Genomic DNA, 23,120 nt, shown 5'->3' with positions numbered 1-23,120 from the left:
CCCACGGCTAGTTCACCCGACGAAGGCGTCGCACACCGCGTCGTACTCCCGGGTCCACCACACCGCGAGCGCCGAGGCGGCCGGGAACTGGCAGTCCGCGCGCGTGTCGCCGCGTTCGTAGTGCCAGCGCAGCATCCAGAAGTCGTTCAGGCGCTCCCACCACACCCGGTGCACGGCCGCCGCGAGCTCCGAGGGAGTGGCGCCGGCCGCGCGCCGGTACGCGCGCGCGTACGCCAGCACCTTGGGCAGGTCCAGCGCCCCCGCGGGCCGTACGAAGAAGATCGCGGCGGCGCGTACGGCCTCCTCGGCGCGGGGCTGCACGCCGAGCCGGTCCCAGTCGACGATGGCGGCCGGGGCGTCCCCCTTGTAGAGCAGGTTGAAGGGGTGGAAGTCACCGTGCACCCAGCCCACCGAGGCGCCGCGCGGGGGGCGTCGATCGGCGTGCTGCTCCAGGAGGGAGCGGCGTTCCAGGAGGCGGTGGCGGGCCAGTTCGTCGAAGGCGTCGGCGGGGCGGTGGCGGCGGACGTGGTCGAGCAGGTCGTCGATGAGGGCGAAGGTGTCCGCCGGGTCGGCGCTCTCCACGGGATGCGGGCTCGTGGCCGGGCGCGTGCGCCCCTTGGGAGGCATCACGCGCTCCAGACAGGCGTGTACGGCGCCCAGGAGCGCCCCCAGGCGTGAGCTCTCCCCGCGGGTCAGCTGCCCGCCGTGGCGGTGCCTGCCGTCGATCCAGGGGTGCAGGGCGTAGGCGTGGCCGCCGACGACGGCGACCGTACGGCCCTCGCGGTGGGCGAGCGGCTGGGCGACCGGGACACCGAGGTCGGCCAGCCGCTGGGTGGCCCGGTGCCGGCGTTCGATGGCGGCGGGGTCGGCGGTGTCCGGGTCGAAGTGGTGCTTGAGGAAGTAGCGGCCGCGGGTGGTGCACAGCCGGTAGCCGCGGTTGAGCAGGCCCTGGTCGACGGGCTCGCAGGTGAGGGCGGTACCGGCGGCGTACAGGCGCAGCAGGGCGCCCAGAGGGGGCGCGTGGGGTACGGGGGGTGGTACACATGAGCGCGGCACGCGCCAGATGTTAGGGCACGAAAAGCGGCTGTGAGCTGGGGCTTGTCACAGGCAGTCGCCGCTGGTCGCTTCCGGTCACGCTGTGCACCGTGATGAACTCGGCCCTTCGAAAGATCCGATGAAAGGCCGACGTTCGGGTAAAGGAACGGCAAAATCTGACCGGGCCGTCAATGGCTTTTATGCTTTTCCGACTGCATGCGCATCGCATGGGTGAACGCCTGGGAATGTCGTTGCGCGCCGAGTCGGCGAGCATGCCGGAAACGTATTTCTTGATCGTTTTTCGGCGGGATGCAAACCTGTCGCCGATCTGCCGGCCGGTGCGCCCTTCGCCGATCAGTTCGAGGATCTTGTGCTCCTGCCCGGTGAACCCGGCCGGTCCGCGGTCGGTGCGCGCACTGGCGCCGTCGCGCAGCCGCTCCGGGGCGCGGGCCGTCGCGACCGGGCCGAACGGGACGCGCCGGCGGCCACGGCCCTTACGCCCCACGGCAGTTGTTCACCTGCGTCCCACAGCGGTTGTTCACCGCGCATCGCCTTCGACGCGTGTCCGCGGGCGCCCGCCACGAGCGCGCCGAAGAGGGCCTCGTCGTCCGCGAACGGGATCGGCATCAGGCACCCGACCGCCTCGTCCAGGGGCCGGATCCCCCGGCACGCCTCGACCCGCCGCCGTCCGGGAGCCGGCATGTCGAGCACCGCGCGGCCGCACCGGGTGGCCGGAATCCGTACCGGTGCGCCGGCCGCCGTACCGGCCTCGCCGGCCACCTCGGCATCCGCTTCGACGCAGAGCGTTTCGCGCACTCCGCGGTGCACGGCCTCGTGGTCGCCGAGCGGGAATACCAGGATTTTTCACTCTTCGTGTACGAGGGCGGTGTCACACATTGACTCTTCCCGTGCCCGGGGTGGCCGGGATAACGTGCCGTTGCTCCGGCCTCCTGCAAGGCTGTGACCAGCGGCCTTCCAGCCTCTGCCGATTTACTTGGAAATCCAAGCAAAAACGCAGGTCAGGAGGGGTTTCACAGAAATGTGGAGCACTGGGTAACGTGAAAGTTGCAGGGCGCTCGCCGGGGCACCTGTCACGCCTGTTCCCGGCCGAGTGGCACCCACCCCGTGCCCGGTGGTCGAGAACAGGTGAGCCGCACTGGCCTACCGGCAACCCCGGGGGCCGGACCGACGGAGGAGCACACGTGACCGTGGACAGCAGTGCCGCGCGCAAGCCGCGACGCAGCGCCGCAGGCAAAGCCGGCACCACCGGCAGCAGTACCGGGACCACCGGCACCAAGCGCACCACCCGCACCACCAAGAAGAGCGTCGACCCGGAGCTCGTGCAGCTCCTGACGCCCGAGGGCAAGCGGGTCAAGAACGCGGAGTACGACGCCTACGTCGCCGGGATCACCCCCGAAGAGCTGCGTGGCCTGTACCGCGACATGGTGCTCACCCGCCGGTTCGACGCCGAGGCCACCTCCCTGCAGCGCCAGGGCGAGCTGGGCCTGTGGGCCTCGCTGCTCGGCCAGGAGGCCGCGCAGATCGGCTCCGGCCGGGCCCTGCGTGACGACGACTACGTCTTCCCGACCTACCGCGAGCACGGCGTCGCCTGGTGCCGCGGGGTCGACCCGGCCAACCTGCTCGGGATGTTCCGCGGCGTGAACAACGGCGGCTGGGACCCGAACGGCAACAACTTCCACCTGTACACGATCGTCATCGGCTCCCAGACGCTGCACGCCACCGGCTACGCGATGGGCGTGGCCAAGGACGGCGCGGACTCGGCCGTCATCGCCTACTTCGGCGACGGCGCCTCCAGCCAGGGCGACGTGGCCGAGTCGTTCACCTTCTCCGCGGTCTACAACGCGCCGGTGGTCTTCTTCTGCCAGAACAACCAGTGGGCCATCTCCGAGCCCACCGAGAAGCAGACCCGTGTGCCGCTCTACCAGCGTGCCCAGGGCTTCGGCTTCCCGGGCGTGCGCGTGGACGGCAACGACGTGCTGGCCTGCCTCGCGGTCACCAAATGGGCGCTGGAGCGCGCCCGCAACGGCGAGGGCCCGACCCTGGTCGAGGCGTACACCTACCGCATGGGTGCCCACACCACCTCCGACGACCCGACCCGCTACCGGGGGGACGAGGAGCGGCAGTCCTGGGAGGCGAAGGACCCGATCCTGCGCCTCCGCAGGTTCCTCGAGGCCTCAAACCACGCGGACGAGGGATTCTTCGCGGAACTCGAGGCCGAGTCCGAGGCGTTGGGCAGGCGAGTGCGCGAAGCGGTCCGCTCCATGCCGGACCCGGACCACTTCGCCATCTTCGAGAACGTGTACGCGGACGGGCACGCGCTCGTCGACGAGGAGCGAGCCCAGTTCGCCGCCTACCAGGCGTCGTTCGCGGACGTAGAGGCAGAGGGGGTCTGATCATGGCAGCCGAGACCAAGACCATGGCGCTGGCCAAGGCGATCAACGAGTCGCTGCGCCGCGCACTGGAGACGGACCCCAAGGTCCTCGTCATGGGCGAGGACGTCGGCAAGCTCGGCGGTGTCTTCCGGGTCACCGACGGCCTGCAGAAGGACTTCGGCGAGAGCCGCGTCATCGACACCCCGCTCGCCGAGTCGGGCATCGTCGGCACCGCGATCGGCCTGGCCCTGCGCGGCTACCGCCCGGTGGTGGAGATCCAGTTCGACGGCTTCGTCTTCCCGGCCTACGACCAGATCGTCACGCAGCTGGCGAAGATGCACGCCCGTGCGCTGGGCAAGGTCAAGATGCCGGTCGTCATCCGCATCCCCTACGGCGGTGGCATCGGCGCGGTCGAGCACCACTCCGAGTCCCCCGAGGCGCTGTTCGCGCACGTGGCGGGCCTGAAGGTGGTCAGCCCCTCCAACGCGTCCGACGCGTACTGGATGATGCAGCAGGCCATCCAGAGCGACGACCCGGTGATCTACTTCGAGCCCAAGCGCCGCTACTGGGACAAGGGCGAGGTCAGCACCGAGGCGATCCCCGGCCCCCTGCACAAGGCGCAGGTCGTCCGTGAGGGCACGGACCTGACCCTGGCCGCGTACGGGCCGATGGTGAAGCTGTGCCAGGAGGTCGCCGCCGCGGCCGCCGAGGAGGGCAAGTCCCTGGAGGTGCTGGACCTGCGCTCGGTCAGCCCCCTCGACTTCGACTCCATCCAGGCCTCGGTCGAGAAGACCCGCCGCCTGGTCGTCGTGCACGAGGCCCCGGTGTTCTTCGGCTCCGGCGCGGAGATCGCCGCCCGGATCACGGAGCGCTGCTTCTACCACCTGGAGGCCCCGGTGCTCCGGGTCGGCGGCTACCACGCCCCGTACCCGCCGGCGCGCCTGGAGGAGGAGTACCTGCCGGGTCTGGACCGGGTGCTCGACGCTGTCGACCGTGCCCTGGCGTACTGAGGAGAGGGTTCGTGACGACGATGACGGAAGCTTCCGTACGCGAGTTCAAGATGCCCGACGTGGGCGAGGGACTCACCGAGGCCGAGATCCTCAAGTGGTACGTCCAGCCCGGTGACACGGTCACCGACGGCCAGGTGGTGTGCGAGGTCGAGACCGCCAAGGCGGCCGTCGAACTCCCCATCCCCTACGACGGCGTGGTCCGCTCGCTGCACTTCCCCGAGGGCACCACGGTCGACGTGGGCACGGCCATCATCGCGGTGGACGTGGCCGGCGGCGCACCGGGGCAGGCTCCCGCCGAGCAGCCGAAGGCGGAAGAGCCCAAGGCGGAGGAACCCAAGGCGGAGGAGCCCAAGGCGGAGGAGCCCAAGCCGGAGGGCCGCCAGCCGGTCCTGGTCGGCTACGGCGTGGCGACCACCTCCACCAAGCGCCGCCCGCGCAAGGGCCCGGAGGTCACGGTCCCGGCCGCGGCCCAGGCCGTCCAGAGCGAGCTGAACGGGCACGGCGGCGCCGTCCCCGCCCAGGCCCGCCCGCTGGCCAAGCCGCCGGTGCGCAAGCTGGCGAAGGACCTCGGCGTCGACCTCGCCACGATCACCCCGTCCGGCCCGGACGGCGTGATCACCCGCGAGGACGTCCACGCCGCGGCGACCCCCGGGGCCGCCGAGCCGGCCGTGGCCGCGCCGGTCACCGCCCCCGCTGTGGCCGCTCCCGCCGTGACGGCTCCTGCCGCGACCGCCCCCGTGGCGTACGACGGCGCCCGCGAGACCCGCATCCCGGTCAAGGGCGTCCGCAAGGCGACCGCGCAGGCCATGATCGGCTCCGCGTTCACGGCTCCGCACGTCACGGAGTTCGTGACGGTGGACGTGACGCGCACGATGAAGCTGGTCGAGGAGCTCAAGCAGGACAAGGAGTTCCAGGGTCTGCGGGTGAACCCGCTGCTCCTGATCGCCAAGGCCCTGCTGGTCGCCATCAAGCGCAACCCGGACATCAACGCGTCCTGGGACGAGCCCAACCAGGAGATCGTGCTCAAGCACTACGTGAACCTGGGCATCGCGGCGGCCACCCCCCGCGGCCTGATCGTCCCGAACATCAAGGACGCCCACGCCAAGACGCTCCCGCAGCTGGCCGAGTCCCTGGGCGAGCTGGTGGGCACGGCCCGCGAGGGCAAGACGTCCCCCGCGGCGATGCAGGGCGGCACGGTGACCATCACCAACGTCGGCGTCTTCGGCGTCGACACCGGCACACCGATCCTCAACCCCGGCGAGTCCGCGATCCTCGCGGTCGGCGCGATCAAGCTCCAGCCGTGGGTCCACAAGGGCAAGGTCAAGCCGCGCCAGGTCACCACCCTGGCCCTCAGCTTCGATCACCGTCTGGTCGACGGTGAGCTCGGCTCCAAGGTGCTCGCCGACGTGGCGGCCGTCCTGGAGCAGCCGAAGCGGTTGATCACCTGGGCCTGAGGGTCCTCGGCCCTGTAGCCTCTGAGGCCTGAAGGGGGCGGCCGCAACTTTGTCTTGCGGCCGCCCCCTCTCTCAGGGCTGGTTCAGCACATACACCGGCGCGCCGTCCGCAGCAGCGCCCCGTGAACGGATGCAGGCGTGCTTGCGCAGCAGACGCAGGCATTCGTTGACGCGGCGTACCGACAGCCCCGTACGGGCCGCGATCGATTCGGGCGGCTCGCGCAGCTCACCGCTCTCGACGAGAACCGGGGCGATCACCACGGCAACCGTCCACACGTCCTCCGTCACGGACAGCCGTTGCCGCCAGTCGGCCAGCACGGTCTCCGTGGTGGGGTGACCGGTGGGGGCGGCACGGACGAGGGTCAGGGCCTCGAACCGGTCCGCGATGCGTTCCAGCGCCCGGACCATGGCCTGTTGCACGGCGAGTGTGGCCTTCTGCGTCGCCAGCGTCTCCCTCTGGACGGCCAGCATCTCCTTCTGCAGCTCGGCCGATTCGCGCTGCCCGTTCGCCAGCTCCTCGTCCAGCTGAAGGTTGTGCGCCTCAAGCCGGACGATGGCCTCCGCGACCTGTTCCGGCATGGCGTACGCGATGGGCGCGCCCGGTTCGGCGGGCTGCACCTCGGCCTCTTCGAGAGTGTAGGAACCCTCTCGCTGCACGGTCTCGACGACCTCGGCGACCCACTGCTTGAAGGGGGCGCAGGAGGGTTTCGTACAGGCCTGGACGAGGAGGATCAGGCCCTGGAGATCGATCAGATTCATGTCTCGGCGCCACTCCCGACCTGCGGGAATGCTGAGACCGTAACCTCCGGTTACGGTCTCGAGGATCTCTCGGTGCTCTTCCGGGACATGGTCGGCGAGAGCCTTCCTCGAGTTGGTGTGCCCGAGTTCCCGACAGACATCCACAGCCGGAAACCAATGCGTCCCGTCCGGCATGGTCAGCCGTCGTACCCGGGCTCCGGTGGCCGCGTACACGAAGTCGCTGATGTCGATCGCTTCGTGCCGTCCGGCGGGCTTCGCCTGCTTGCTGGGTTCGTTCATGTGAATCACCTCCGCTGCGGAAGGTAGGGCGGAGGAAATCGAATATGCCAACTGCAATCTGGATGTTCATCATTGAGAGGGAACATCGCCGATTCCGCTGGCGCGGACCGCGGTTGAGCGAGAGTGATCTCAACTGCCGAAAAATGACCGCATGGTAGCGGGGGCAAAGAGTGCGGTGTGGCATGGGAAGAGACCGACCGGGGCGGGGAAGGGCGGGCTCGCGCGGTCCTCGGTGATGATGGCCGGGGCCACCGTCGTGTCGCGGGCGACCGGGCTGATCCGGCAGGTGCTGCAGGGCGCGGCGCTCGGCCGAGCTGCTGGGCGCGGGTGCCGCGGCCGCCGTGGCGGGCTGGGCGGTGGTGCGGGGCTGCGCGGCGGTGCTGGGCGGCGGCGGTGCGGCGATGACGGCCCTCACCACGGCCGCCGGCACCCTCGCCCTGGCCGTGACCTGCCTCGTCCTCGGCCGTCTGCTGCGCGTCAGCGAACTCCGGAGGATTCCGGGACTCGGCTGAGTCGTCCTCCGGCCCGGTGGCCGAGAAAGGGCCCGTCTCGGAAGAGGCGTTGGCCAGAACCCTGACGGGGCATCAGGGGTGACTCGGGGGCGTGCCGGGGATGTCACCGATGGTGGTCGAGTGACGGCGGCGGCACGCTGGACGCATGACGAAATCCGCTGCCGCTCGCCCGACTTCCGCCACCGCCCGCCGTGCCGCCGCTGTCGCGGGCGCCGCCGTCCTCGCCGGTACCGCAGCGGTGTGCGCGCCGGGTGTCGCCTACTCCGTGCCTCGTTCCACCCTCGCGTCCACCAGCGCGTCCACCACCGCGTCCGCGACCGACTTCGGTGACTGTCCCCCTCTGCCCGACGGTGTCGACCCGGCCCGCTGGAGATGCGAAGTGCACACCGCCGCACCGCGGTTGACCATGGGCGCGGTCACAGTGGATCTGGCCCCGATCACCATGACGCACGCCGAGGGTCCTCTGCCGGACGGCAGCAACGGGCAGGTGTGGGGAGCGATGCACAGCACGCCGACCGCCGTGCCGGGCGGGCTGACCGGCACCCCCGCGGGCGATCACGTGCCGGCCCTGGGGATGGCGATACAGCCGGAGTACGGTGGCCGGTCCGACTTCTACACCGGCACGTTCAGCCTCCGCTTCCGGCTCGTGGGTCCGCTGCTGCCGCACGGCTGCACCATCGGCGCGAGCGCACCCGTCGACTTCCGGCTGAAGCGCTCGGGTCCCTCCAAGTGGGTCTCCCAGGATCCGCCGGTGATCGAGTTCTCGGCGTACGACGACACCTTCACCGCTCCGGCGGCCGAGCACTGCGGTCCGCTCACCCCTTCCCTCAACCGACGGCTCGGCCTGCCGGCGGCCGGCCACAACCTGATGTCCTACGACGCCTCCTACACCTTCAAGACGTACGACCAGCTCTCGTGAGAAACCCGGCCCTGGTTCCGGACGAGAAAGAGGGACGGGACGAGATGAGCTGAGAAAGGAGGGAACCTTTCGCACTCACCCCTGCTCCTGACCCGGCGACGCGGACCCGACGGGGGACCGCACGGGCCCGAGAGGGGTCATGGATGGCACCGCACACCGTGGTCGTGTCCGACCGGCCGATGCCAAAGGACATACGTGCAGAGCACCGTCGGCTGGAGGTCCGGTGCACCCGGCTGCACCTCGCCGAGTACGGCGGCACCGGCACCCCGCTGCTGATGCTGCACGGCTTCCCGCAGCACTGGTACGCCTGGCACAAGGTCGCCGCCCTGCTGCCGGACGGGTACCGGCTGATCTGCCCGGACCTGCGCGGCTTCGGCTGGTCCGAACCCACCCCGCGCGGCTACGACATGGACGCCCTGGCCGAGGACGCCGTCGCACTGCTGGACGCGCTCGGGCTGGAGCGGGTCGGGCTGGTCGGTCACGACTGGGCGCGTACCTGGGGTTCCGGCTGTGTCTGCGGGCGCCGGAGCGGTTCACCGGGTACCTGGCGCTGAACATGCCCCACCCCTGGCCCCGGCACCGGGCGGTCCTGCCCAACCTGTGGCGGATGTGGTACACCGCGTTCGTCGAGTACCCGGTGCTCGGGCGGGCCGTACTCCGGCACTGGCCCGGCTTCACCCGCTTCCTGCTGCGTCACCAGGCCGCCGATCCGGCCGTGTGGACGGACGCCGATCTCGCCGAGTACGCGGCCGCGACCTCCGTGAGCGCGCCCGCCGCACAGTCGCTGTTCTGGCAGTACGTGCTGCACGACATCCCCGCGCTGGTCCGCGGCACCTGGCGCCGGCACCGGCTGACCGTGCCCACGCTGCTGCTGGGCGGGGAGCGGGACGTCGTGGTCCCGCCGTCGCTGCTCGCGGGGTCGGAGCCGTACGCCGACGAGCTGACCGTGCGGCTGGTGCCGGGGGCCGGGCACTTCCTGCCGCAGGAGCGGCCGGAGGCGGTCGCCGAGGGGATCGGGGAACTGTTCGCCGTGCCGCGCTAGCGCAGTGCCGCACGCTCGGTGAGCCGGTGGACGAACGCCCGCCCGCGCGGCTCGCCGAGCGTTCGGCCGTAGAGCCACTGGACCGGTCGCAGGGCGGCGGGGCGGGTGGCGCCGAGGACCGCGAAGCGTGTGCCGGAGCCCTCGGGTACGGCTGCCATGCCGCCCACGATCAGGCGGGACTGCATCAGGCACCAGCCGGGGGCGAGGCGTACCTCGAAGGCTTCGCGCAGGCCCGAGCGGCCCACGGCCAGGGCCTGTTTGCGGTCCGCGTCGCCCGCCGGGACGCGGAACTCTCTCAGGAAGGGGACCAGATGGGGCAGTTCGGCCGAGAGGTCGGAGGCGACCGCCCAGACCTGTTCGTACGGCAGCGGGAGGTGCTCCTCGCCGTACAGGCCGGCGTGCAGACCGGCGGCCAGGACGCGCAGGCGTCGTACGGGATCGGTGTTCATCGCGACCACGCCTTCCGGAACGCGGAACGGGCCCGGTGCAGCCGGGACTTGACGGTGCCCGTGGGGACCCCGAGCAGTTCGGCCACGGCGGCCTCGTCCAGGCCCTCCAGCTCGCGCAGGACGAGGACCGCGCGGTGCCGTACCGGCAGCCGGGCGAGCACGTCCCGGACGTCGGCGGGCAGCTCGCCGTCGGTGCCGGTGCGCAGTCCGCCGAGCCGCGACAGGTCGGCGGGGTCGGCCGGTTCCTCGACCGCGGTGCGCCGGGCGATCCGTACCGCCTCACGGACGGCGACCGTACGCACCCAGCCGTAGAAGGCGAGCGGGTCGCGCAGGCCGCGCAGACCCTTGAAGACCGCGACCAGCGACTCCTGTACGGCGTCGGACACGTCGTCCGGCGCGATCGGGCGGCACAGCCGGGTCACGTAGGGCGTCACCAGCGTCAGCAGCTCGTCCATGGCCAGGGCGTCCCCGCCCTGCGCGGCCCGGACGAGCGGGGCGGCCGTCTCCCACGGCTCGGCGGTGTCCCCCTGTGTGTCCATGACGGGGGCACCCTACGCGAAGGGCCCGCCGCGTTCCCGCGACGGGCCCGGTTGCCTCGAGTGGCGTCAGCCGAGCTTGGCGAAGCCGTAGTTGAGGAGCTTCTTCGCGTCCGCCTCGCGCTGGGCGATGGAGGTGGAGGCGAGGACGGTGCCGATGACCGTCTTGCCGCCCCGGGTCGCGGCGAAGACCAGGCAGTACTTGGCCTCGGGGCCGGAGCCGGTCTTCACGCCGATGGTGCCGCTGTAGCTGTTGAGGAGCCCGTTGGTGTTGACCCACGGGTTCATCGTGCGGGTGCTGCCCGTCTTGGTGATCGTCTTCGCCGTGTACGACTTCGTCTTGACGACCGTGCGGAACGTGGAGCTCTTCATCGCGCTGCTGGCGATCTTCGTCAGGTCGCGCGGCGTCGAGTAGTTGTTGCCGTTGCCGATGCCGTCGAACGAGTCGAAGTGCGTGTGCGTCAGGCCGAGGTTCTTGGCGGCGGTGTTCATCTTGCCGATGAAGTTCGACACGCGCTTGGCCATGGTGGTGCCGCTGCCGTACTTGTCGGCGAGCGCGTAGGCGGCGTCGCAGCCGGACGGCAGCATCAGGCCGTACAGCAGCTGGCGCACGGTGACCTTGTCGCCGACGATCAGGTGCGCCTGGGAGGCGTTGTTCCTGACGACGTAGTCGCTGTACTCCTTCTTGATCGTCACCTTGGAGTCGAGGTTGAGGTTCGACTGGGCGAGCACGACCTTGGCGGTCATGATCTTGGTGGTGGAGCCGGTGGCGAGCGTCGTGTCGGCCGCCTTCTTGAACAACGTCGAGCTGTTCGCGTTGTTCATGAGGTAGCCGCCCTTGGCCACGATCGAGGGCGTCGTGACGGCCTGCGCGGGCGTCGCGGTGAAGGCACCGGTGGCGAGCAGGGCGCCGGAGGTGACGGCGAGAGCGGTTGCTCGGCGGAAGCGGCGGGTGCCTTTAATGCCGGTATTCAAAGTGAGATACCCCGATTGTCTTGAATGCCCCTACTGTGCGGCCAAGTTGAGGTGGCAAGGGAGCAGGGCCGCAGATGTGTGACACGTAAGTAGCACAGAAGGTTGTGCAGTCGCTGGGGGAGATCTGCATCACGTCCGCATGATGGACGAAACTGCTCATGCGTACGTGTTGTATCTATCCTGTGGGCATGGCCACGCCCACGAAGCAACCACCCGCCGCCGACCGTGTCTACAGCCATGTGAAGCAGGGCGTCCTCGACCGCCGCTACGAGGGCGGGACGCTGCTCACCGAGGGGGAGCTCGCCGAGGCCGTGGGGGTCTCGCGCACGCCGGTCCGGGAGGCGCTGCTCAGGCTGGAGGCGGAGGGCCTGATCAGGCTGTACCCGAAGAAGGGTGCCCTGGTCCTGCCGGTCTCCGCGCAGGAGATCGCCGACGTGGTGGAGACCCGGCTGCTGGTGGAGGAGCACGCGGCCCGCAAGGCCGTACCCGCCCCGCCGGCGCTGCTGGAGCGGCTGGCCGAGCTGCTGGAGCGGCAGAAGACGCAGGCCGCGGCCGGTGACCTGGCCGCGGCCGCGAAGACCGACCGCTGCTTCCACGCCGAGATCGTGCGCAGCGGCGGCAACGAGATCCTGTCCCGGCTCTACGACCAGCTGCGCGACCGGCAGCTCAGGATGGGCGTGGCGGTCATGCACTCCCACCCCGACCGCATCGCCAAGACGCTCGCCGAGCACGAGGAGATCCTCGAGGCGCTGCGCTCCGGGGACGCGGAGGCGGCCGTCGGGGTCGTGCACCGGCATGTGAGCTGGTTCTCGCACCTCGCGCGGGGTGAGGTCCGATGAGCAACGCCACCCTGCCGGGTGACCCGCCGGGCGGCCGTCGCGCCGTCGCGGTGTGGTCCGTCGGAGTCTCGGTCTACTTCGTCGCCGTCATCTTCCGGACGTCGCTGGGTGTCGCCGGGCTGGACGCGGCCGACCGCTTCCACGTGGGCGCCTCCGCCCTCTCGACCTTCTCGATCCTCCAGCTGCTGGTCTACGCCGGCATGCAGATACCGGTGGGCCTGCTCGTCGACCGGCTCGGCACCAAGAAGGTGCTCGGCATCGGCACGGTGCTGTTCACGGCGGGCCAGCTCGGCTTCGCCTTCTCACCCTCCTACGGCACGGCGCTCGCCTCGCGGGCGCTGCTCGGGTGCGGTGACGCGATGACGTTCATCAGCGTGCTGCGGCTCGGCACCCGCTGGTTCCCGGCCCGGCGCGGACCGCTGGTCGCCCAGCTCGCGGGCCTGGTCGGCATGGCGGGCAACCTGGTCTCGACACTGGTCCTGGCCCGGCTGCTGCACGGCCTCGGCTGGACGCCGGCGTTCGCGGGCAGCGCGCTGGCCGGTGTGGTCGTGTTCGTCCTGACGCTGCTGCTCCTGAGGGACCACCCCGAGGGGCACGAGCCGGAGCCGGTCCCGCACCAGGGTGCGGCCTACGTCCGCCGGCAGATCGCGGCGGCCTGGCGGGAGCCCGGGACCCGGCTGGGGCTGTGGGTGCACTTCACGACCCAGTTCCCGGCGATGGTGTTCCTGCTGCTGTGGGGGCTGCCGTTCCTGGTCCAGGCCCAGGGGCTGTCCCGGGCCACGGCCGGTGAGCTGCTGACGCTCGTCGTCCTGTGCAACATGGTGATCGGGCTGGTCTACGGCCAGATCGTCGCCCGGCACCACGCCGCCCGGCTGCCGCTGGCGCTGGGCACGGTCGGGGCGACGGCGGCGCTGTGGGCGCTGACCATTCTCTGGCCGGGCGAGCATGCGCCCATGTGGCTGCTGGTGGTGCTCTGCGCGGTGCTCGGCGCGTGTGGGCCGGCGTCGATGCTGGGGTTCGACTTCGCTCGGCCGGCCAACCCGCCCGAGCGGCAGGGGACGGCGTCGGGGATCACCAACATGGGCGGGTTCGTCGCCTCCATGACGACGTTGTTCGCGGTCGGGGTGCTGTTGGACGCGACCGGGGACGACTACTCGGTGGCCTTCTCCGCGGTGTTCGTGCTGCAGGCGCTGGGAGTGAGCCAGATTCTGCGGCTGCGGGGGCGGGCGGCCCGGCGGGAGCGGGAGCGGCTGGTGGCGAGCCGGGTGGAGACGGTGCACGTGCCCGCGTGAGTTTCTTCCCCCGTCCGCGCACCGCCCGTTACCGGTCGGGCCTCCGGCAGGCCTACGGAGTCACCGTGAAGTTGCGCAGGATCGCCGCCGTCAGGTCCGGGTCGCCCTCCGTCTTCAGCCGGTCCGCGACCGCCTCCGGGGTCACGCGGCCGCATGCCAGGCGGACGTACGTCTCCCAGTCGAGGGTGAGCGTGGCGGCGGGGCCCAGGGCGGGGGCGGTCTCCAGGCTGCCGCGGCCCTGGATGTCCACGCGGATGGTGCGCAGGAACTCGATCGGGCCGTGCACGTCGAAGACTATGGCCGAACTGCGCGGCGCGTTCGCGTCCTTGGCGACCACCTTGGGGAGCGCGGCCAGCAGGAAGTCGCGGGTGATGTGCGCGCCCGGCGAGTCGAGGTTGCCGGGGCGGCCGAGGGCCGTGCGCAGGTCCTGCTCGTGCACCCAGACGTCGAAGGCGCGGGTGCGCATCGCCTGTTCGAGGGTGACCTCGGTGCCCAGCGGGCCGCGCACCTTGGTGCCGGGGTCGCGGGACTCGTTGCGCAGCTGGCGGTTGCGGCGGATGACCGTGTACTCCAGCTCGGCCGTCATCTCCGGCGCCGTGTGGTGGCGGCGGACGTCGACCTGCATCTCCATGTAGCGCTGGTGCTCGTTGGTGACGTGGAAGAGGTCTCGGGGGAGGGTGTGGATGGGACGCGGGTCACCGAGCATCTCGCAGTCCAGGCCGATGACGTGCGAGACCACGTCACGGACGGACCAGCCCGGGCAGGGCGTACGCCGGTTCCACTCGCCCTCCGGGAGCGCGCCGACCAACTCGGATATCGCGTCGATGGAGTGGGTCCAGGCGTCGGCGTAGGGCTGGAGGGTGGGATGCAGACTCACGGAACGGGACCCCTCGGCGGTTGGTACACGGGCGGTTGTGGCGGCGTTGCCAGTGGGAGGTGGCTGCACTCGGCGGGTGTCTCGAGTCGCTAAGTTACGCTGCTGTGAGGCACCCCGGCAGTGCTTTCGTGTGACGATCGTAGGCCCGTGTGGACGACTCGAATGCCAGGGCGGTGGTAGTGTGCGCGCCTCGTTGATCCAGATTGCCGTGGACCAGGGCGAATCGGTTGCCGATCGGCGGCAGCGTGCGGCCTCGTTGGTCCGGGAACAGGCCGGGTCCGATCTGGTCGTTCTGCCCGAGCTGTGGACCACGGGCGCCTTCGCCTACGAGGAGTTCGGCCCGGAGGCCGAGCCGCTCGAAGGGCCGACCTACGAGGTGATGGCCAAGGCGGCGAGCGACGCGGGCGTGTGGCTGCACGCCGGCTCGATCCCGGAACGGGCTCCGTCCGGCAGCGGCTCCGCCGCGGGCGACGCTCCCCTCTACAACACGTCTCTCGTCTTCTCCCCCTCCGGTGAGCTGGCCGCGGCCTACCGCAAGATCCATCGCTTCGGCTTCGACAAGGGCGAGGCCGTGCTGATGAGCGCCGGGCGTGACCTGGTGACGGTCCGGCTGCCCGGGACCACCCTCGGCGTTGCCACCTGCTACGACCTCCGTTTCCCCGAACTCTTCCGCTCCCTCGTCGACGCCGGCGCCGAGACGCTGGTGGTCCCGGCGGGCTGGCCCGAGCGGCGACGCGCGCACTGGACGCTGCTGGCCCAGGCACGGGCGGTGGAGAACCAGGCGTTCGTGCTCGCGTGTGGAACGGCCGGGACGCACGCCGGAGTTCCCCAGGCGGGTCACTCGATCGTGGTGGATCCCTGGGGCGAGGTGCTCGCCGAGGCGGGCGCGGGCGAGGAGATCCTCACGGTCGACTTCGACCCCGCGAAGGTGACGGCGACCCGCGAACAGTTCCCGGCCCTGAAGGACCGGATGCTGGGCCTGGCACCGCCGCGCCGCTGAACAGCCCGGGCGGCCACCGGCCCTAACCGTCCTCCCGCTCCCGCTGCGCCAGATGGATCACGCACACCGCCACCGCGATCAGCAGGGCCGGGTCGGCGTCGTCGCGCACGATGTCGACGCCGTACGTGTCCCTGAGGTGCAGCCACCGGCGGGAGATCACCGCGAGGAGTTCGCCGTCGCACTCGATGGCGAACTCGTGGTCGAGGATCTTGCCGCTGACGTCCAGTTCGGTGCCGTCCACGAGCGCGACCCGGTAGTGGTTGCGCAGCAGGGACAGCCGTTTGCGCCTGATGGTGGCCAGGCCCTCGCCGTCCCGTTCGATCACCATGGTGTCGCGCAGGGCGAGCATCTTCTGGTGGATGTCGATCAGGACGCGCCCCTGGGCGTCCTTCAGCTCGAAGGTGTCCCGCAGCCGCATGGCCTTGCCGTCGACGAGGAAGACCTTCCGGCCGTGCTCGTCCTCGATCCAGTAGTCGTCACCGATGCCGAGGAGCCGGTCGCGTACGAGGAGTCTCATGCGGATAACCGTTCCCCGGCCCGGCGGGATCATCACGGAACCCGCGGGAACGGAACCGCGGGAACGGAACCGGGCAAGGGGGCGGGCTCCGGTCCGAACCGCCTGCGGTAGTCCGACGGGCTCAGCCCCGTCTCGCGGCGCAGCCGCGCGCGCAGGTTGGCCGCCGTGCCGAGGCCGCTGCGGGCCGCCACGACGTCCAGGCGCTCCTCGCCCCGCTCGATCAGCCGGCAGGCGAGCGCGACCCGCTCCCCGGTGAGCCAGGCCAGCGGGGTCGTACCCAGCCGGGCGCGGAAGCGGCGGTGCAGGGTCGCGGGGGAGACGGCCGCGCGGGCGGCCAGGTCCGCCACCGTCAGCGGCTCGCCCAGCCGTTCCTGCGCCCAGGCCAGCAGCGGGCCGAGCGACTCGTCGGGGACCGGGGGCAGCGGGCGTTCCACGAACTGCCGCTGGCCGCCGTCCCGGTGGGCGGCGAAGACCAGGCGGCGGGAGACCGCGTTGGCGATCTCCGCGCCGTGGTCCCGGCGCCAGATGTGCAGCCCGAGGTCGAGCGCGGCCGCGCTGCCGGCGGAGGTCAGGACGTCGCCCTCGTCCACGAACAGCACGTCGGGCTCCAGCCGAACCTCCGGGTGCAGCTTCCGGAAGGTGTCGGCCCACAGCCAATGGGTGGTGGCCCGTCTTCCGTCGAGCAGCCCCGCCTCGGCGAGCGCGAAGCTGCCGGTGCAGAAGCTCACGACCCGGGCGCCACGCGCGTGCGTGCGCCGGATCGCGTCCAGGACGTCGGGCCCGCGGGGTACGACGTTGTCCGGGCGGCCGGGCACGACCAGGGTGTCCGCCTCGTCCACCGCCTCCAGGCCGGGCACCGCGGCCAGCGTGAAGAAGTCGTGGTTCATCCGCACCTCGGGCGTCGGCGCGCACAGCGTCACCGCGTACAGGGGCCGGGGCAGGCCCAGTTCGGGGCGCGGCAGCCCGAACAGTTCGGTCGCGACACCGACCTCGAACGGGTTCGTGCCCCCGTCGACGAGCACGGCGACCCGGTGGGGCCGCACCGGCTGAGAGGAATCTAGCGGCATGTGCGATTTCTAGCACTCGTCGGCCGCCCCGGCGCCCCGGACGATGAACGCATGGAACCGATCTCCCTGGAGGCGGCTCTCGCCTCCTTCTCCGAGCAGTGGAGCCCGCGCATCGTCACCGCGGTCAACGACTACGACGTCCGCATCGCCAAGGTCGAGGGTGAGCACGTCTGGCACGTGCACGACGACACCGACGAGTTCTTCCTGGTCCTCGACGGCGAGTTGCACATCTCCCTGCGGGAGCCGGCCGGCGAACGCACGGTCGTCCTCCCCAGGGGCTCGGTGTTCACCGTCCCGCGCGGGACCTGGCACAAGCCGTACGCGCCCGTGCCCAGCGCGATCCTGGTCCTCGAGCCCACCGGCACCTTCTCGGTGGGCGACCGGCACGACGAGGTGCCGGAGCACGTGGACGCGACCACCGGCCACGCACTCACCTGACCCGGACCCGGAATCCGGCGGGACGAGAGGTATCGCGCAATTGAACTTCCAGTTCTCCCACGGAAGTTGCCCAACCAAGGCGCTGGGCGCCGAGTCGGACGTTGCACAAGTCGCTCAGGCTCCGCACGTTCCTTCCGGAGGTCCGCCCATGTCCTTTCGTCCCGCCCGCCGCCGGGTCGCACGAGCCGTCACCCTGGCCCTCGGCACCGCGCTGGCCGTACCGCTCACCCTGGCCGGCAGCGCCGGGGCCGCGACGGCTCCGGCCACCGCAGCGGTCAACCAGTACGGCTGGCAGCTCGCCTACGAGGCCGCCGCCGGCCAGACCAACAAGGCCACCGTCACCGCGTCGCTCACCGGCGGCGGCGCGGGCATCACCTACGTCATCGACGACGTCGTCCCGATCACCGCGGGCCACGGCTGCGCCCACCCCGACGGCGCGGACCGCACGAAGGTCTCCTGCACGGTCACCACCGAGGAGAGCCAGGACCCGTACGCCGCCCTGACGATGGACCTCGGTGACCGCGACGACACGGTCGCCTACGACAACGCCACCGGCCAGGTGTACTACTTCGCCCGGATCTCCCTGGGCGCCGGCAACGACAGGCTCACCGACACCGGACGCCTCGACGGCAGCGACGTCTCGGGCGGCCCGGGCGACGACACGCTCACGGTGGGGGCGACGGCGCTGGCCCTCGGCGGGGACGGCGACGACACCGTCCAGGCCGACGGCGACCTCGTCATCGCGCAGGGCGGCAAGGGCGACGACGTGCTGCGCGGCGGCGCCCACGGCCAGTACCTGTCGGGCGACGACGGCAACGACAGGATCTTCGGCGGATCGGGCGCCGACACGCTGTACGGCGGCAAGGGCAACGACGTCCTGTACGGAAACAGCGGCAACGACAAGCTGTACGGAAACAGCGGGAACGACAGGCTGTACGGCGGCGCCGGCCGCGACACGCTCTCCGGCGGCCCCGGCACGGACGTGATCCGCCAGGACTGACGGCCCGGACGGGCGCGCCGGGCCCGCTGTCGGTGCCGGGTGGCACCCTTGGGATCATGACCGATTCCGCACCCCGCCGCCGCGCCCGCGTCCGAGCCCCCGAGCTCGTCGGCAAGGGTGGCTGGCTGAACACGGGAGGCAAGCAGTACACCCTGGCCGACCTGCGCGGACGCATCGTCGTCCTGGACTTCTGGACAGGTCACATGACCTTCCTCCGGGAGTTCTCGGAGGTCGCGGTGGTCGAGCGTGCCCATTGAGCGTGTCAATCGCCGACCTGGTGTTCCACGCGGTGGCGGATGTACTCGTCCGGGTGGGACCGGGCCATCGCCACCGCCGCTTCCACCAGGTCGTGCAGCTCCGGGGGGTAGGCCGCCTTCCGGAGCGACAGACCCGGCAGGATGCAGCGTCGGACGTCCAGATGCTCGTTGCCCACGAACTCGCGCAGAGCAGCTTCATTCCACTCGGCCACCACGGCCGAGCCGTCATCGGTCTCCGGCTGACTGGCGGCTCCGCCGTTCTCCGCCCGCACGACGGGCATCCTCAAGGGCAGGGCTGACCAGTACCAGGCGCGCGCGGCGCCCGCCCGCTCAAGGTCTGTGCCCGTTCGCAGGTACCCGAGCAGCACGACCTGGACGCGACTGCGCCCGAACGCGTTCAGCGCGGGCTCGAGGAACACGCGGTTGAAGCTCGGGTCGGGGTCGTGGACGGCCGCCCTGACCAGCGCGTCGAACGACTCCCCGGAAACCGTCAGGCCCTGCCGGCAGGACTTGCGCACTGCCGTACGGACCCGTGACACCCAGGCCCCCCGATCGTCGGACTCCGACTCGGGAGCGACATCGAGCGAGAGGGCGCGCACGACGTCCGCCAAGCACTCGGCGAACGCCTCCCGCCGCTGCTCCGTACTTCCCGGCAACGCCATGAATCCCGCTGCCGCCTCCGCCGCCCCGTCGGCCGCCGTCCTGTTCCCGTCCACAGCCATCCGCCGCCCCCTGTGTCGTAGTCACTGCAGTACGCGTGTGATCCGACGTTCATACCAGGACGGCAAGCTTGAAGGATGAACGATGCTGCCCCTGCGCCCGCACCCCGCAAGCGTGCCCGTGTCCGTGCCCCCGAACTGATCGGCAAGGGCGGCTGGATCAACACCGGCGGGAAGGATCTGAAGCTTGCCGACTTCCGAGGTCACACATTGATCTTGGATTTTTGGACCTTCTGCTGCATCAACTGCCTGCACGTCCTTGACGAGCTGCGCGCACTGGAGGACAAGCACCGGGACACGGTGGTGGTCATCGGCGTGCACTCGCCGAAGTTCGTGCACGAGGCCGAGCACGGCGCGGTCGTGGACGCGGTGGAGCGGTACGGCGTCGAGCACCCGGTGCTGGACGACCCCGAGCTGGCCACCTGGAAGCAGTACGCGGTCCGGGCCTGGCCGACCCTCGTCGTCATCGACCCCGAGGGCTACGTGGTGGCCCAGCACGCCGGTGAGGGCCATGTGCACGCCATCGAGCGGCTGGTCGGGGAGCTGGCGGCCGAGCACGAGGCGAAGGGCACCCTGCGCCGCGGCGACGGGCCGTACGTGCCGCCGGAGCCCGGGCCGACGGTGCTCCGCTTCCCCGGCAAGGCGCTGCTGCTGCCGGGCGGGACGTTCCTGGTCAGCGACACCACCCGGCACCAGCTGGTGGAGCTGGCCGAGGACGCCGAGACCGTCGTACGGCGGATCGGCAGCGGCACGCGCGGGTTCGCCGACGGCGGCCCCAGGGAGGCCTCCTTCAACGAGCCGCAGGGCCTCGCGCTGCTCGACGACGGCACGTCCGTGGTCGTCGCGGACACGGTCAACCACGCCCTGCGCCGCCTGGATCTCGCCACCGGCGAGGTGACCACCCTGGCCGGCACCGGCCGCCAGTGGTGGCAGGGGTCCCCGACCTCCGGCCCGGCCCGCGAGACCGACCTCTCCTCCCCCTGGGACGTGGCGGTCTTCGGCGGCAGGGTGTGGATCGCCATGGCCGGTGTCCACCAGCTGTGGACGTACGACCCGGCCACGCGGACCGTCGCCGTGGGAGCAGGCACCACCAACGAGGGCCTGGTCGACGGCCCCGGCGCCGAGGCCTGGTTCGCGCAGCCGTCCGGCCTCGCGGCCACCGCCGACCGGCTCTGGCTCGCCGACTCCGAGACCTCCGCGCTGCGGTGGGTGGACCCGGACGGACATGTCCACACAGCCGTCGGCGAGGGCCTGTTCGACTTCGGCCACCGGGACGGCGCCGCCGGCCAGGCCCTGTTCCAGCACCCGTTGGGCGTCACCGTCCTCCCGGACGGGTCGGTCGCGGTCGCCGACACCTACAACCACGCCCTGCGCCGCTACGACCCCGCGACCGGCGAGGTCAGCACCCTCGCCACCGATCTGCGCGAGCCCAGCGACGCCGTCGTCGTCGGCGAGGACATCGTGGTCGTGGAGTCGGCCCGGCACCGTCTGACCCGGCTGCGGCTGCCGGAGGAGGCGGTACGGGTGGCGGCGGTCGCCCATCGCAGCCGGCGCGCGGCCACCGAAGTCGCCCCCGGTGAACTCCGGCTGGACGTCGTCTTCCAGGCCCCGTCGGGCCAGAAGCTCGACACCAGGTACGGCCCCTCCACCCGTCTCCTGGTCTCCTCCACCCCGCCCGAGCTGCTCCTGAAGGGCGAGGGCGCCGGCACGGACCTGTCCCGCACCCTGGAGTTCGACTCTGCCGTCACGGAGGGCGTCCTGCATGTCTCCGCCATGGCGGCGTCCTGCGACGACGATCCGTCGGTCGAGTACCCGGCCTGCCACGTCCACCAGCAGGACTGGGGCGTCCCGGTCCGTCTCACCGAGGGCGGCGCGGACCGGCTGCCGCTCGTCCTGGCCGGGACGGACGAGCAGTAGCCGAGCGGGGGCCGGGGAACCTCACACGCGGGAACCTCACACGCCGTACCCGTCGCTGTAGCCGTCGCCGCGGTGATGGTGGTGATGGGGTTCCTCCTCGACCACCGGTGCCGACGGCACCACGATCCGTCGGCGCCGTGCGATGCCGCTGAACGTGGCGGTGCCGATGAGCCCGACGGCCATCAGGATGACGCCGACTACGTGGAGGTCGACTCCCTGCATGTGCCAGTCGGTCGCGAACGTGAGGATGGCTCCCACGGCGATGAGGATGATGCAGCCACCGAGGCCCATGAGTCGTCGCCTCCCCTTCCGGTCCGGAATCTGCGGACCTTCCGGGTACCCGGCGCCGCCCCGGTCATGCCCGGGGCGGGCGTCGGGGAGACGGGCGGTGGGACTCAGTCCTCCAGGAACGCCGTCAGTGCGTTCGCGAGCAGGAACGGGTCGTCGGCGCCGCACAGTTCGCGCACGCTGTGCATCGACAGGATCGCCACGCCGATGTCGACGGTCCGGATGCCGTGCCGGGCCGCGGTGATCGGGCCGATCGTGGTGCCGCAGGGCATCGAGTTGTTGGAGACGAAGGTCTGCAGCGGCACGCCCGCCTTCTCGCAGGCCGCGGCGAACACCGCCCGGCCCGAACCGTCCGTGGCGTAGCGGTTGTTGACGTTGACCTTGAGGATGGGGCCGCCGTTGACCCGGGGGTGGTGCGTCGGGTCGTGCCGCTCCGCGTAGTTGGGGTGGACGGCGTGGCCCGTGTCGGAGGACAGACAGACCGTGCCGGCGAAGGAGCGGGCCCGGTCCTCGTACGAACCGCCGCGCGCGAACACCGAGCGCTCCAGCACGGTGCCGAGCAGCGGGCCGTCCGCGCCGGTGTCCGACTGCGAGCCGTTCTCCTCGTGGTCGAAGGCGGCCAGCACGGGGATGTGGGTGAGCGGGGCGCCGGAGGTCGCGGCGGAGGCCAGGGCGGCCGCGCCCGAGTGCACCGACAGCAGGTTGTCCATCCGGGGACCGGCGACCAGCTCGCGGTCCCGGCCGAGATACGCGGGCGGCTCCACCGAGTGGGTCATCAGGTCCCAGCCGGCCACCGAGCCCGCCGGGAGACCCGCCTCCGTCTCCAGGAACGCGATCAGCTCACCGTCGCGCAGGTCGTTGCCGAGCCCCCACACCGGCTGCAGATGGCGCTGCTTGTCGAGCTTGAGGCCCTCCGAGGACACCGAACGGTCCAGGTGGATGGCGAGTTGGGGCACCCGCAGCAGCGGCCGGTCCACGTTGACCAGGACCGTGCTGCCGTCGCGCAGGGTCAGCCGCCCGGCCAGGCCCAGGTCCCGGTCGAGCCAGGAGTTCAGCAGCGGGCCGCCGTAGATCTCCACCGCGACCTGCCGCCAGCCGTGCGCCCCGGCGTCGGGCTGCGGCTTGACCCTGAGGTTGGGCGAGTCGGTGTGCGCGCCGATGATCCGGAACGGCGTGTGCGGCTGGGCGCCCTCGGGGACGTACCAGGCGATGATCGCCCCGCCGCGCAGCACGTACCTGCCGCCGCTCGCCCCGTCCCAGGCGTCCGTCTCGGCGACCTGCCTGAAGCCCGCCTTCTCCAGCCGCTCGGCGGTGTTCGCCACTGCGTGGTACGGCGACGGGCTCGCCGCCAGGAAGGACATCAGGTCGTCGGTGTGGCCGCGGTCGAAGCGGGCTGGTGCGCTCATGGGCTTACCTTAACGACGTGGGGGGGGGGGGGGGGGGGGGGGGGGGGGGGGGGGAGGAGGGGGGAGGGGGGGGGGGGGGGGGGGGGGGGGGGGGGGGGGGGGGGGGGGGGGGGGTGGTATCGCGCGGCTGGTTCCATTCT

The 23,120-nt window shown here is 71.4% G+C and carries 24 protein-coding genes and 2 pseudogenes; 14 read left to right on the top strand and 12 right to left on the bottom strand.

What is annotated here, in order from left to right; translation table 11 throughout:
• Positions 1 to 12 precede the first annotated feature (12 nt).
• Both AC07DS_RS08445 and AC07DS_RS08440 read right to left on the bottom strand, forming a co-directional pair.
• Positions 13 to 1,056 carry a phosphotransferase gene (locus tag AC07DS_RS08445; RefSeq protein ID WP_479143719.1) on the bottom strand — a complete coding sequence of 348 codons (1,044 nt, stop codon included), beginning with the start codon at positions 1,054 to 1,056 and terminating at the stop codon, positions 13 to 15.
• Between the two features lie 167 nt (positions 1,057 to 1,223).
• Positions 1,224 to 1,896 (bottom strand): annotated as a pseudogene (locus AC07DS_RS08440) (DNA-binding response regulator).
• 341 nt (positions 1,897 to 2,237) lie between these two features.
• On the opposite strand from AC07DS_RS08440, the gene pdhA reads away from it, so the two are divergent.
• From pdhA to AC07DS_RS08425, 3 genes are read left to right on the top strand one after another with little or no spacing between them, the layout of a single operon-like run.
• A complete protein-coding gene (gene pdhA, locus AC07DS_RS08435) occupies positions 2,238 to 3,449 on the top strand; it encodes a pyruvate dehydrogenase (acetyl-transferring) E1 component subunit alpha (RefSeq protein ID WP_479143718.1) in 1,212 nt (403 codons plus the stop codon).
• 2 nt (positions 3,450 to 3,451) lie between these two features.
• The gene (locus AC07DS_RS08430) at positions 3,452 to 4,438 is read left to right on the top strand and encodes an alpha-ketoacid dehydrogenase subunit beta (protein ID WP_145879113.1); all 987 of its coding nucleotides are present in this window, start codon (positions 3,452 to 3,454) and stop codon (positions 4,436 to 4,438) included.
• Positions 4,439 to 4,449: 11 nt separating this feature from the next.
• A complete protein-coding gene (locus AC07DS_RS08425; RefSeq protein ID WP_479143717.1) occupies positions 4,450 to 5,892 on the top strand; it encodes a dihydrolipoamide acetyltransferase family protein in 1,443 nt (480 codons plus the stop codon).
• Positions 5,893 to 5,964: 72 nt separating this feature from the next.
• On the opposite strand, the gene AC07DS_RS08420 is transcribed toward AC07DS_RS08425, so the two are convergent.
• Complete coding sequence (locus AC07DS_RS08420) at positions 5,965 to 6,930, bottom strand: BRO-N domain-containing protein (RefSeq protein ID WP_479143716.1); 966 nt, start codon at positions 6,928 to 6,930, stop codon at positions 5,965 to 5,967.
• Between the two features lie 341 nt (positions 6,931 to 7,271).
• Here AC07DS_RS08420 and AC07DS_RS08415 point away from each other — a divergent pair, with 341 nt between their 5' ends.
• From AC07DS_RS08415 to AC07DS_RS08400, 4 genes are all read left to right on the top strand, one after another.
• Positions 7,272 to 7,442, top strand: coding sequence for a hypothetical protein (locus AC07DS_RS08415; RefSeq protein WP_479143938.1), 171 nt, complete (start codon positions 7,272 to 7,274; stop codon positions 7,440 to 7,442).
• A gap of 145 nt (positions 7,443 to 7,587) precedes the next feature.
• Positions 7,588 to 8,361, top strand: coding sequence for a hypothetical protein (locus AC07DS_RS08410; protein WP_479143715.1), 774 nt, complete (start codon positions 7,588 to 7,590; stop codon positions 8,359 to 8,361).
• A gap of 143 nt (positions 8,362 to 8,504) precedes the next feature.
• A complete protein-coding gene (locus tag AC07DS_RS08405) occupies positions 8,505 to 8,915 on the top strand; it encodes an alpha/beta fold hydrolase (RefSeq protein ID WP_479143714.1) in 411 nt (136 codons plus the stop codon).
• Between the two features lie 2 nt (positions 8,916 to 8,917).
• Positions 8,918 to 9,403 carry an alpha/beta fold hydrolase gene (locus AC07DS_RS08400; protein WP_479143713.1) on the top strand — a complete coding sequence of 162 codons (486 nt, stop codon included), beginning with the start codon at positions 8,918 to 8,920 and terminating at the stop codon, positions 9,401 to 9,403.
• On the opposite strand, the gene AC07DS_RS08395 is transcribed toward AC07DS_RS08400, so the two are convergent.
• The 3 genes from AC07DS_RS08395 to AC07DS_RS08385 all read right to left on the bottom strand — a co-directional run bounded on the left by AC07DS_RS08395 (position 9,400) and on the right by AC07DS_RS08385 (position 11,363).
• Positions 9,400 to 9,852 (bottom strand): hypothetical protein, encoded by a 453-nt coding sequence (locus AC07DS_RS08395; protein WP_479143712.1) that lies wholly within the window; start codon positions 9,850 to 9,852, stop codon positions 9,400 to 9,402. The genes AC07DS_RS08400 and AC07DS_RS08395 overlap by 4 nt on opposite strands.
• On the bottom strand, positions 9,849 to 10,391 hold the full coding sequence (locus AC07DS_RS08390) for an RNA polymerase sigma factor (protein WP_145879121.1): 543 nt from the start codon (positions 10,389 to 10,391) through the stop codon (positions 9,849 to 9,851). Before AC07DS_RS08390 ends, AC07DS_RS08395 begins: the two co-directional genes overlap by 4 nt.
• 66 nt (positions 10,392 to 10,457) lie before the next feature.
• Positions 10,458 to 11,363, bottom strand: coding sequence for a D-alanyl-D-alanine carboxypeptidase family protein (locus tag AC07DS_RS08385; RefSeq protein WP_479143711.1), 906 nt, complete (start codon positions 11,361 to 11,363; stop codon positions 10,458 to 10,460).
• Positions 11,364 to 11,551: 188 nt separating this feature from the next.
• Here AC07DS_RS08385 and AC07DS_RS08380 point away from each other — a divergent pair, with 188 nt between their 5' ends.
• Both AC07DS_RS08380 and AC07DS_RS08375 read left to right on the top strand, forming a co-directional pair.
• Positions 11,552 to 12,202: a GntR family transcriptional regulator gene (locus AC07DS_RS08380; RefSeq protein WP_479143710.1), complete on the top strand. Its 651-nt coding sequence runs from the start codon at positions 11,552 to 11,554 to the stop codon at positions 12,200 to 12,202.
• On the top strand, positions 12,199 to 13,494 hold the full coding sequence (locus AC07DS_RS08375; RefSeq protein ID WP_479143709.1) for an MFS transporter: 1,296 nt from the start codon (positions 12,199 to 12,201) through the stop codon (positions 13,492 to 13,494). Before AC07DS_RS08380 ends, AC07DS_RS08375 begins: the two co-directional genes overlap by 4 nt.
• Before the next feature lie 52 nt (positions 13,495 to 13,546).
• On the opposite strand, the gene AC07DS_RS08370 is transcribed toward AC07DS_RS08375, so the two are convergent.
• Positions 13,547 to 14,371, bottom strand: coding sequence for a maleylpyruvate isomerase family mycothiol-dependent enzyme (locus AC07DS_RS08370; RefSeq protein ID WP_145879129.1), 825 nt, complete (start codon positions 14,369 to 14,371; stop codon positions 13,547 to 13,549).
• A 181-nt stretch (positions 14,372 to 14,552) separates the two neighbouring features.
• Here AC07DS_RS08370 and AC07DS_RS08365 point away from each other — a divergent pair, with 181 nt between their 5' ends.
• Positions 14,553 to 15,371, top strand: coding sequence for a carbon-nitrogen family hydrolase (locus tag AC07DS_RS08365; protein ID WP_479143708.1), 819 nt, complete (start codon positions 14,553 to 14,555; stop codon positions 15,369 to 15,371).
• 22 nt (positions 15,372 to 15,393) lie between these two features.
• Here the strand turns inward: AC07DS_RS08365 and AC07DS_RS08360 are convergent, their stop codons facing one another.
• Both AC07DS_RS08360 and AC07DS_RS08355 read right to left on the bottom strand, forming a co-directional pair.
• Entirely contained in the window at positions 15,394 to 15,888 is a 495-nt protein-coding gene (locus tag AC07DS_RS08360) for an LURP-one-related/scramblase family protein (RefSeq protein WP_479143707.1), read from the bottom strand.
• 32 nt (positions 15,889 to 15,920) lie between these two features.
• Positions 15,921 to 16,955, bottom strand: coding sequence for a GlxA family transcriptional regulator (locus tag AC07DS_RS08355; protein ID WP_479143706.1), 1,035 nt, complete (start codon positions 16,953 to 16,955; stop codon positions 15,921 to 15,923).
• Positions 16,956 to 17,006: 51 nt separating this feature from the next.
• Here AC07DS_RS08355 and AC07DS_RS08350 point away from each other — a divergent pair, with 51 nt between their 5' ends.
• The 3 genes and pseudogenes from AC07DS_RS08350 to AC07DS_RS08340 form a co-directional block, all read left to right on the top strand.
• The gene (locus AC07DS_RS08350; RefSeq protein ID WP_479143705.1) at positions 17,007 to 17,393 is read left to right on the top strand and encodes a cupin domain-containing protein; all 387 of its coding nucleotides are present in this window, start codon (positions 17,007 to 17,009) and stop codon (positions 17,391 to 17,393) included.
• Positions 17,394 to 17,541: 148 nt separating this feature from the next.
• Positions 17,542 to 18,393, top strand: coding sequence for a calcium-binding protein (locus tag AC07DS_RS08345; protein ID WP_479143704.1), 852 nt, complete (start codon positions 17,542 to 17,544; stop codon positions 18,391 to 18,393).
• A 56-nt stretch (positions 18,394 to 18,449) separates the two neighbouring features.
• A pseudogene (locus tag AC07DS_RS08340) lies at positions 18,450 to 18,590 on the top strand (thioredoxin-like domain-containing protein); the annotation flags it as partial.
• A gap of 65 nt (positions 18,591 to 18,655) precedes the next feature.
• On the opposite strand, the gene AC07DS_RS08335 reads toward AC07DS_RS08340, so the two are convergent.
• A complete protein-coding gene (locus AC07DS_RS08335) occupies positions 18,656 to 19,372 on the bottom strand; it encodes a hypothetical protein (RefSeq protein ID WP_479143703.1) in 717 nt (238 codons plus the stop codon).
• A 75-nt stretch (positions 19,373 to 19,447) separates the two neighbouring features.
• Between AC07DS_RS08335 and AC07DS_RS08330 the strand changes: the two genes are divergently transcribed.
• Complete coding sequence (locus AC07DS_RS08330) at positions 19,448 to 21,286, top strand: NHL domain-containing thioredoxin family protein (RefSeq protein WP_479143702.1); 1,839 nt, start codon at positions 19,448 to 19,450, stop codon at positions 21,284 to 21,286.
• A 36-nt stretch (positions 21,287 to 21,322) separates the two neighbouring features.
• Here the strand turns inward: AC07DS_RS08330 and AC07DS_RS08325 are convergent, their stop codons facing one another.
• On the bottom strand, positions 21,323 to 21,577 hold the full coding sequence (locus tag AC07DS_RS08325) for a DUF6458 family protein (RefSeq protein WP_479143701.1): 255 nt from the start codon (positions 21,575 to 21,577) through the stop codon (positions 21,323 to 21,325).
• A 104-nt stretch (positions 21,578 to 21,681) separates the two neighbouring features.
• Positions 21,682 to 22,980: a M18 family aminopeptidase gene (locus AC07DS_RS08320; RefSeq protein ID WP_479143700.1), complete on the bottom strand. Its 1,299-nt coding sequence runs from the start codon at positions 22,978 to 22,980 to the stop codon at positions 21,682 to 21,684.
• Between the last annotated feature and the right edge of the window lie 140 nt (positions 22,981 to 23,120).

This window comes from Streptomyces sp. NPDC044064 (assembly GCF_056434245.1).
Note: the sequence above shows the minus strand (reverse complement) of the source record. Positions and strands in the feature narration are given on the sequence as shown.

Bases quoted from the DNA above. Each gene is read 5' to 3' on its own strand.
- AC07DS_RS08430 (WP_145879113.1), top strand. From the start codon at position 3,452: ATGGCAGCCGAGACCAAGACCATGGCGCTGGCCAAGGCGATCAACGAG.
- AC07DS_RS08420 (WP_479143716.1), bottom strand. From the start codon at position 6,930: ATGAACGAACCCAGCAAGCAGGCGAAGCCCGCCGGACGGCACGAAGCG.
- AC07DS_RS08410 (WP_479143715.1), top strand. From the start codon at position 7,588: ATGACGAAATCCGCTGCCGCTCGCCCGACTTCCGCCACCGCCCGCCGT.
- AC07DS_RS08405 (WP_479143714.1), top strand. From the start codon at position 8,505: ATGGCACCGCACACCGTGGTCGTGTCCGACCGGCCGATGCCAAAGGAC.
- AC07DS_RS08400 (WP_479143713.1), top strand. From the start codon at position 8,918: ATGCCCCACCCCTGGCCCCGGCACCGGGCGGTCCTGCCCAACCTGTGG.
- AC07DS_RS08395 (WP_479143712.1), bottom strand. From the start codon at position 9,852: ATGAACACCGATCCCGTACGACGCCTGCGCGTCCTGGCCGCCGGTCTG.
- AC07DS_RS08390 (WP_145879121.1), bottom strand. From the start codon at position 10,391: ATGGACACACAGGGGGACACCGCCGAGCCGTGGGAGACGGCCGCCCCG.
- AC07DS_RS08380 (WP_479143710.1), top strand. From the start codon at position 11,552: ATGGCCACGCCCACGAAGCAACCACCCGCCGCCGACCGTGTCTACAGC.
- AC07DS_RS08375 (WP_479143709.1), top strand. From the start codon at position 12,199: ATGAGCAACGCCACCCTGCCGGGTGACCCGCCGGGCGGCCGTCGCGCC.
- AC07DS_RS08360 (WP_479143707.1), bottom strand. From the start codon at position 15,888: ATGAGACTCCTCGTACGCGACCGGCTCCTCGGCATCGGTGACGACTAC.
- AC07DS_RS08355 (WP_479143706.1), bottom strand. From the start codon at position 16,955: ATGCCGCTAGATTCCTCTCAGCCGGTGCGGCCCCACCGGGTCGCCGTG.
- AC07DS_RS08350 (WP_479143705.1), top strand. From the start codon at position 17,007: ATGGAACCGATCTCCCTGGAGGCGGCTCTCGCCTCCTTCTCCGAGCAG.
- AC07DS_RS08345 (WP_479143704.1), top strand. From the start codon at position 17,542: ATGTCCTTTCGTCCCGCCCGCCGCCGGGTCGCACGAGCCGTCACCCTG.
- AC07DS_RS08335 (WP_479143703.1), bottom strand. From the start codon at position 19,372: ATGGCTGTGGACGGGAACAGGACGGCGGCCGACGGGGCGGCGGAGGCG.
- AC07DS_RS08330 (WP_479143702.1), top strand. From the start codon at position 19,448: ATGAACGATGCTGCCCCTGCGCCCGCACCCCGCAAGCGTGCCCGTGTC.
- AC07DS_RS08325 (WP_479143701.1), bottom strand. From the start codon at position 21,577: ATGGGCCTCGGTGGCTGCATCATCCTCATCGCCGTGGGAGCCATCCTC.
- AC07DS_RS08320 (WP_479143700.1), bottom strand. From the start codon at position 22,980: ATGAGCGCACCAGCCCGCTTCGACCGCGGCCACACCGACGACCTGATG.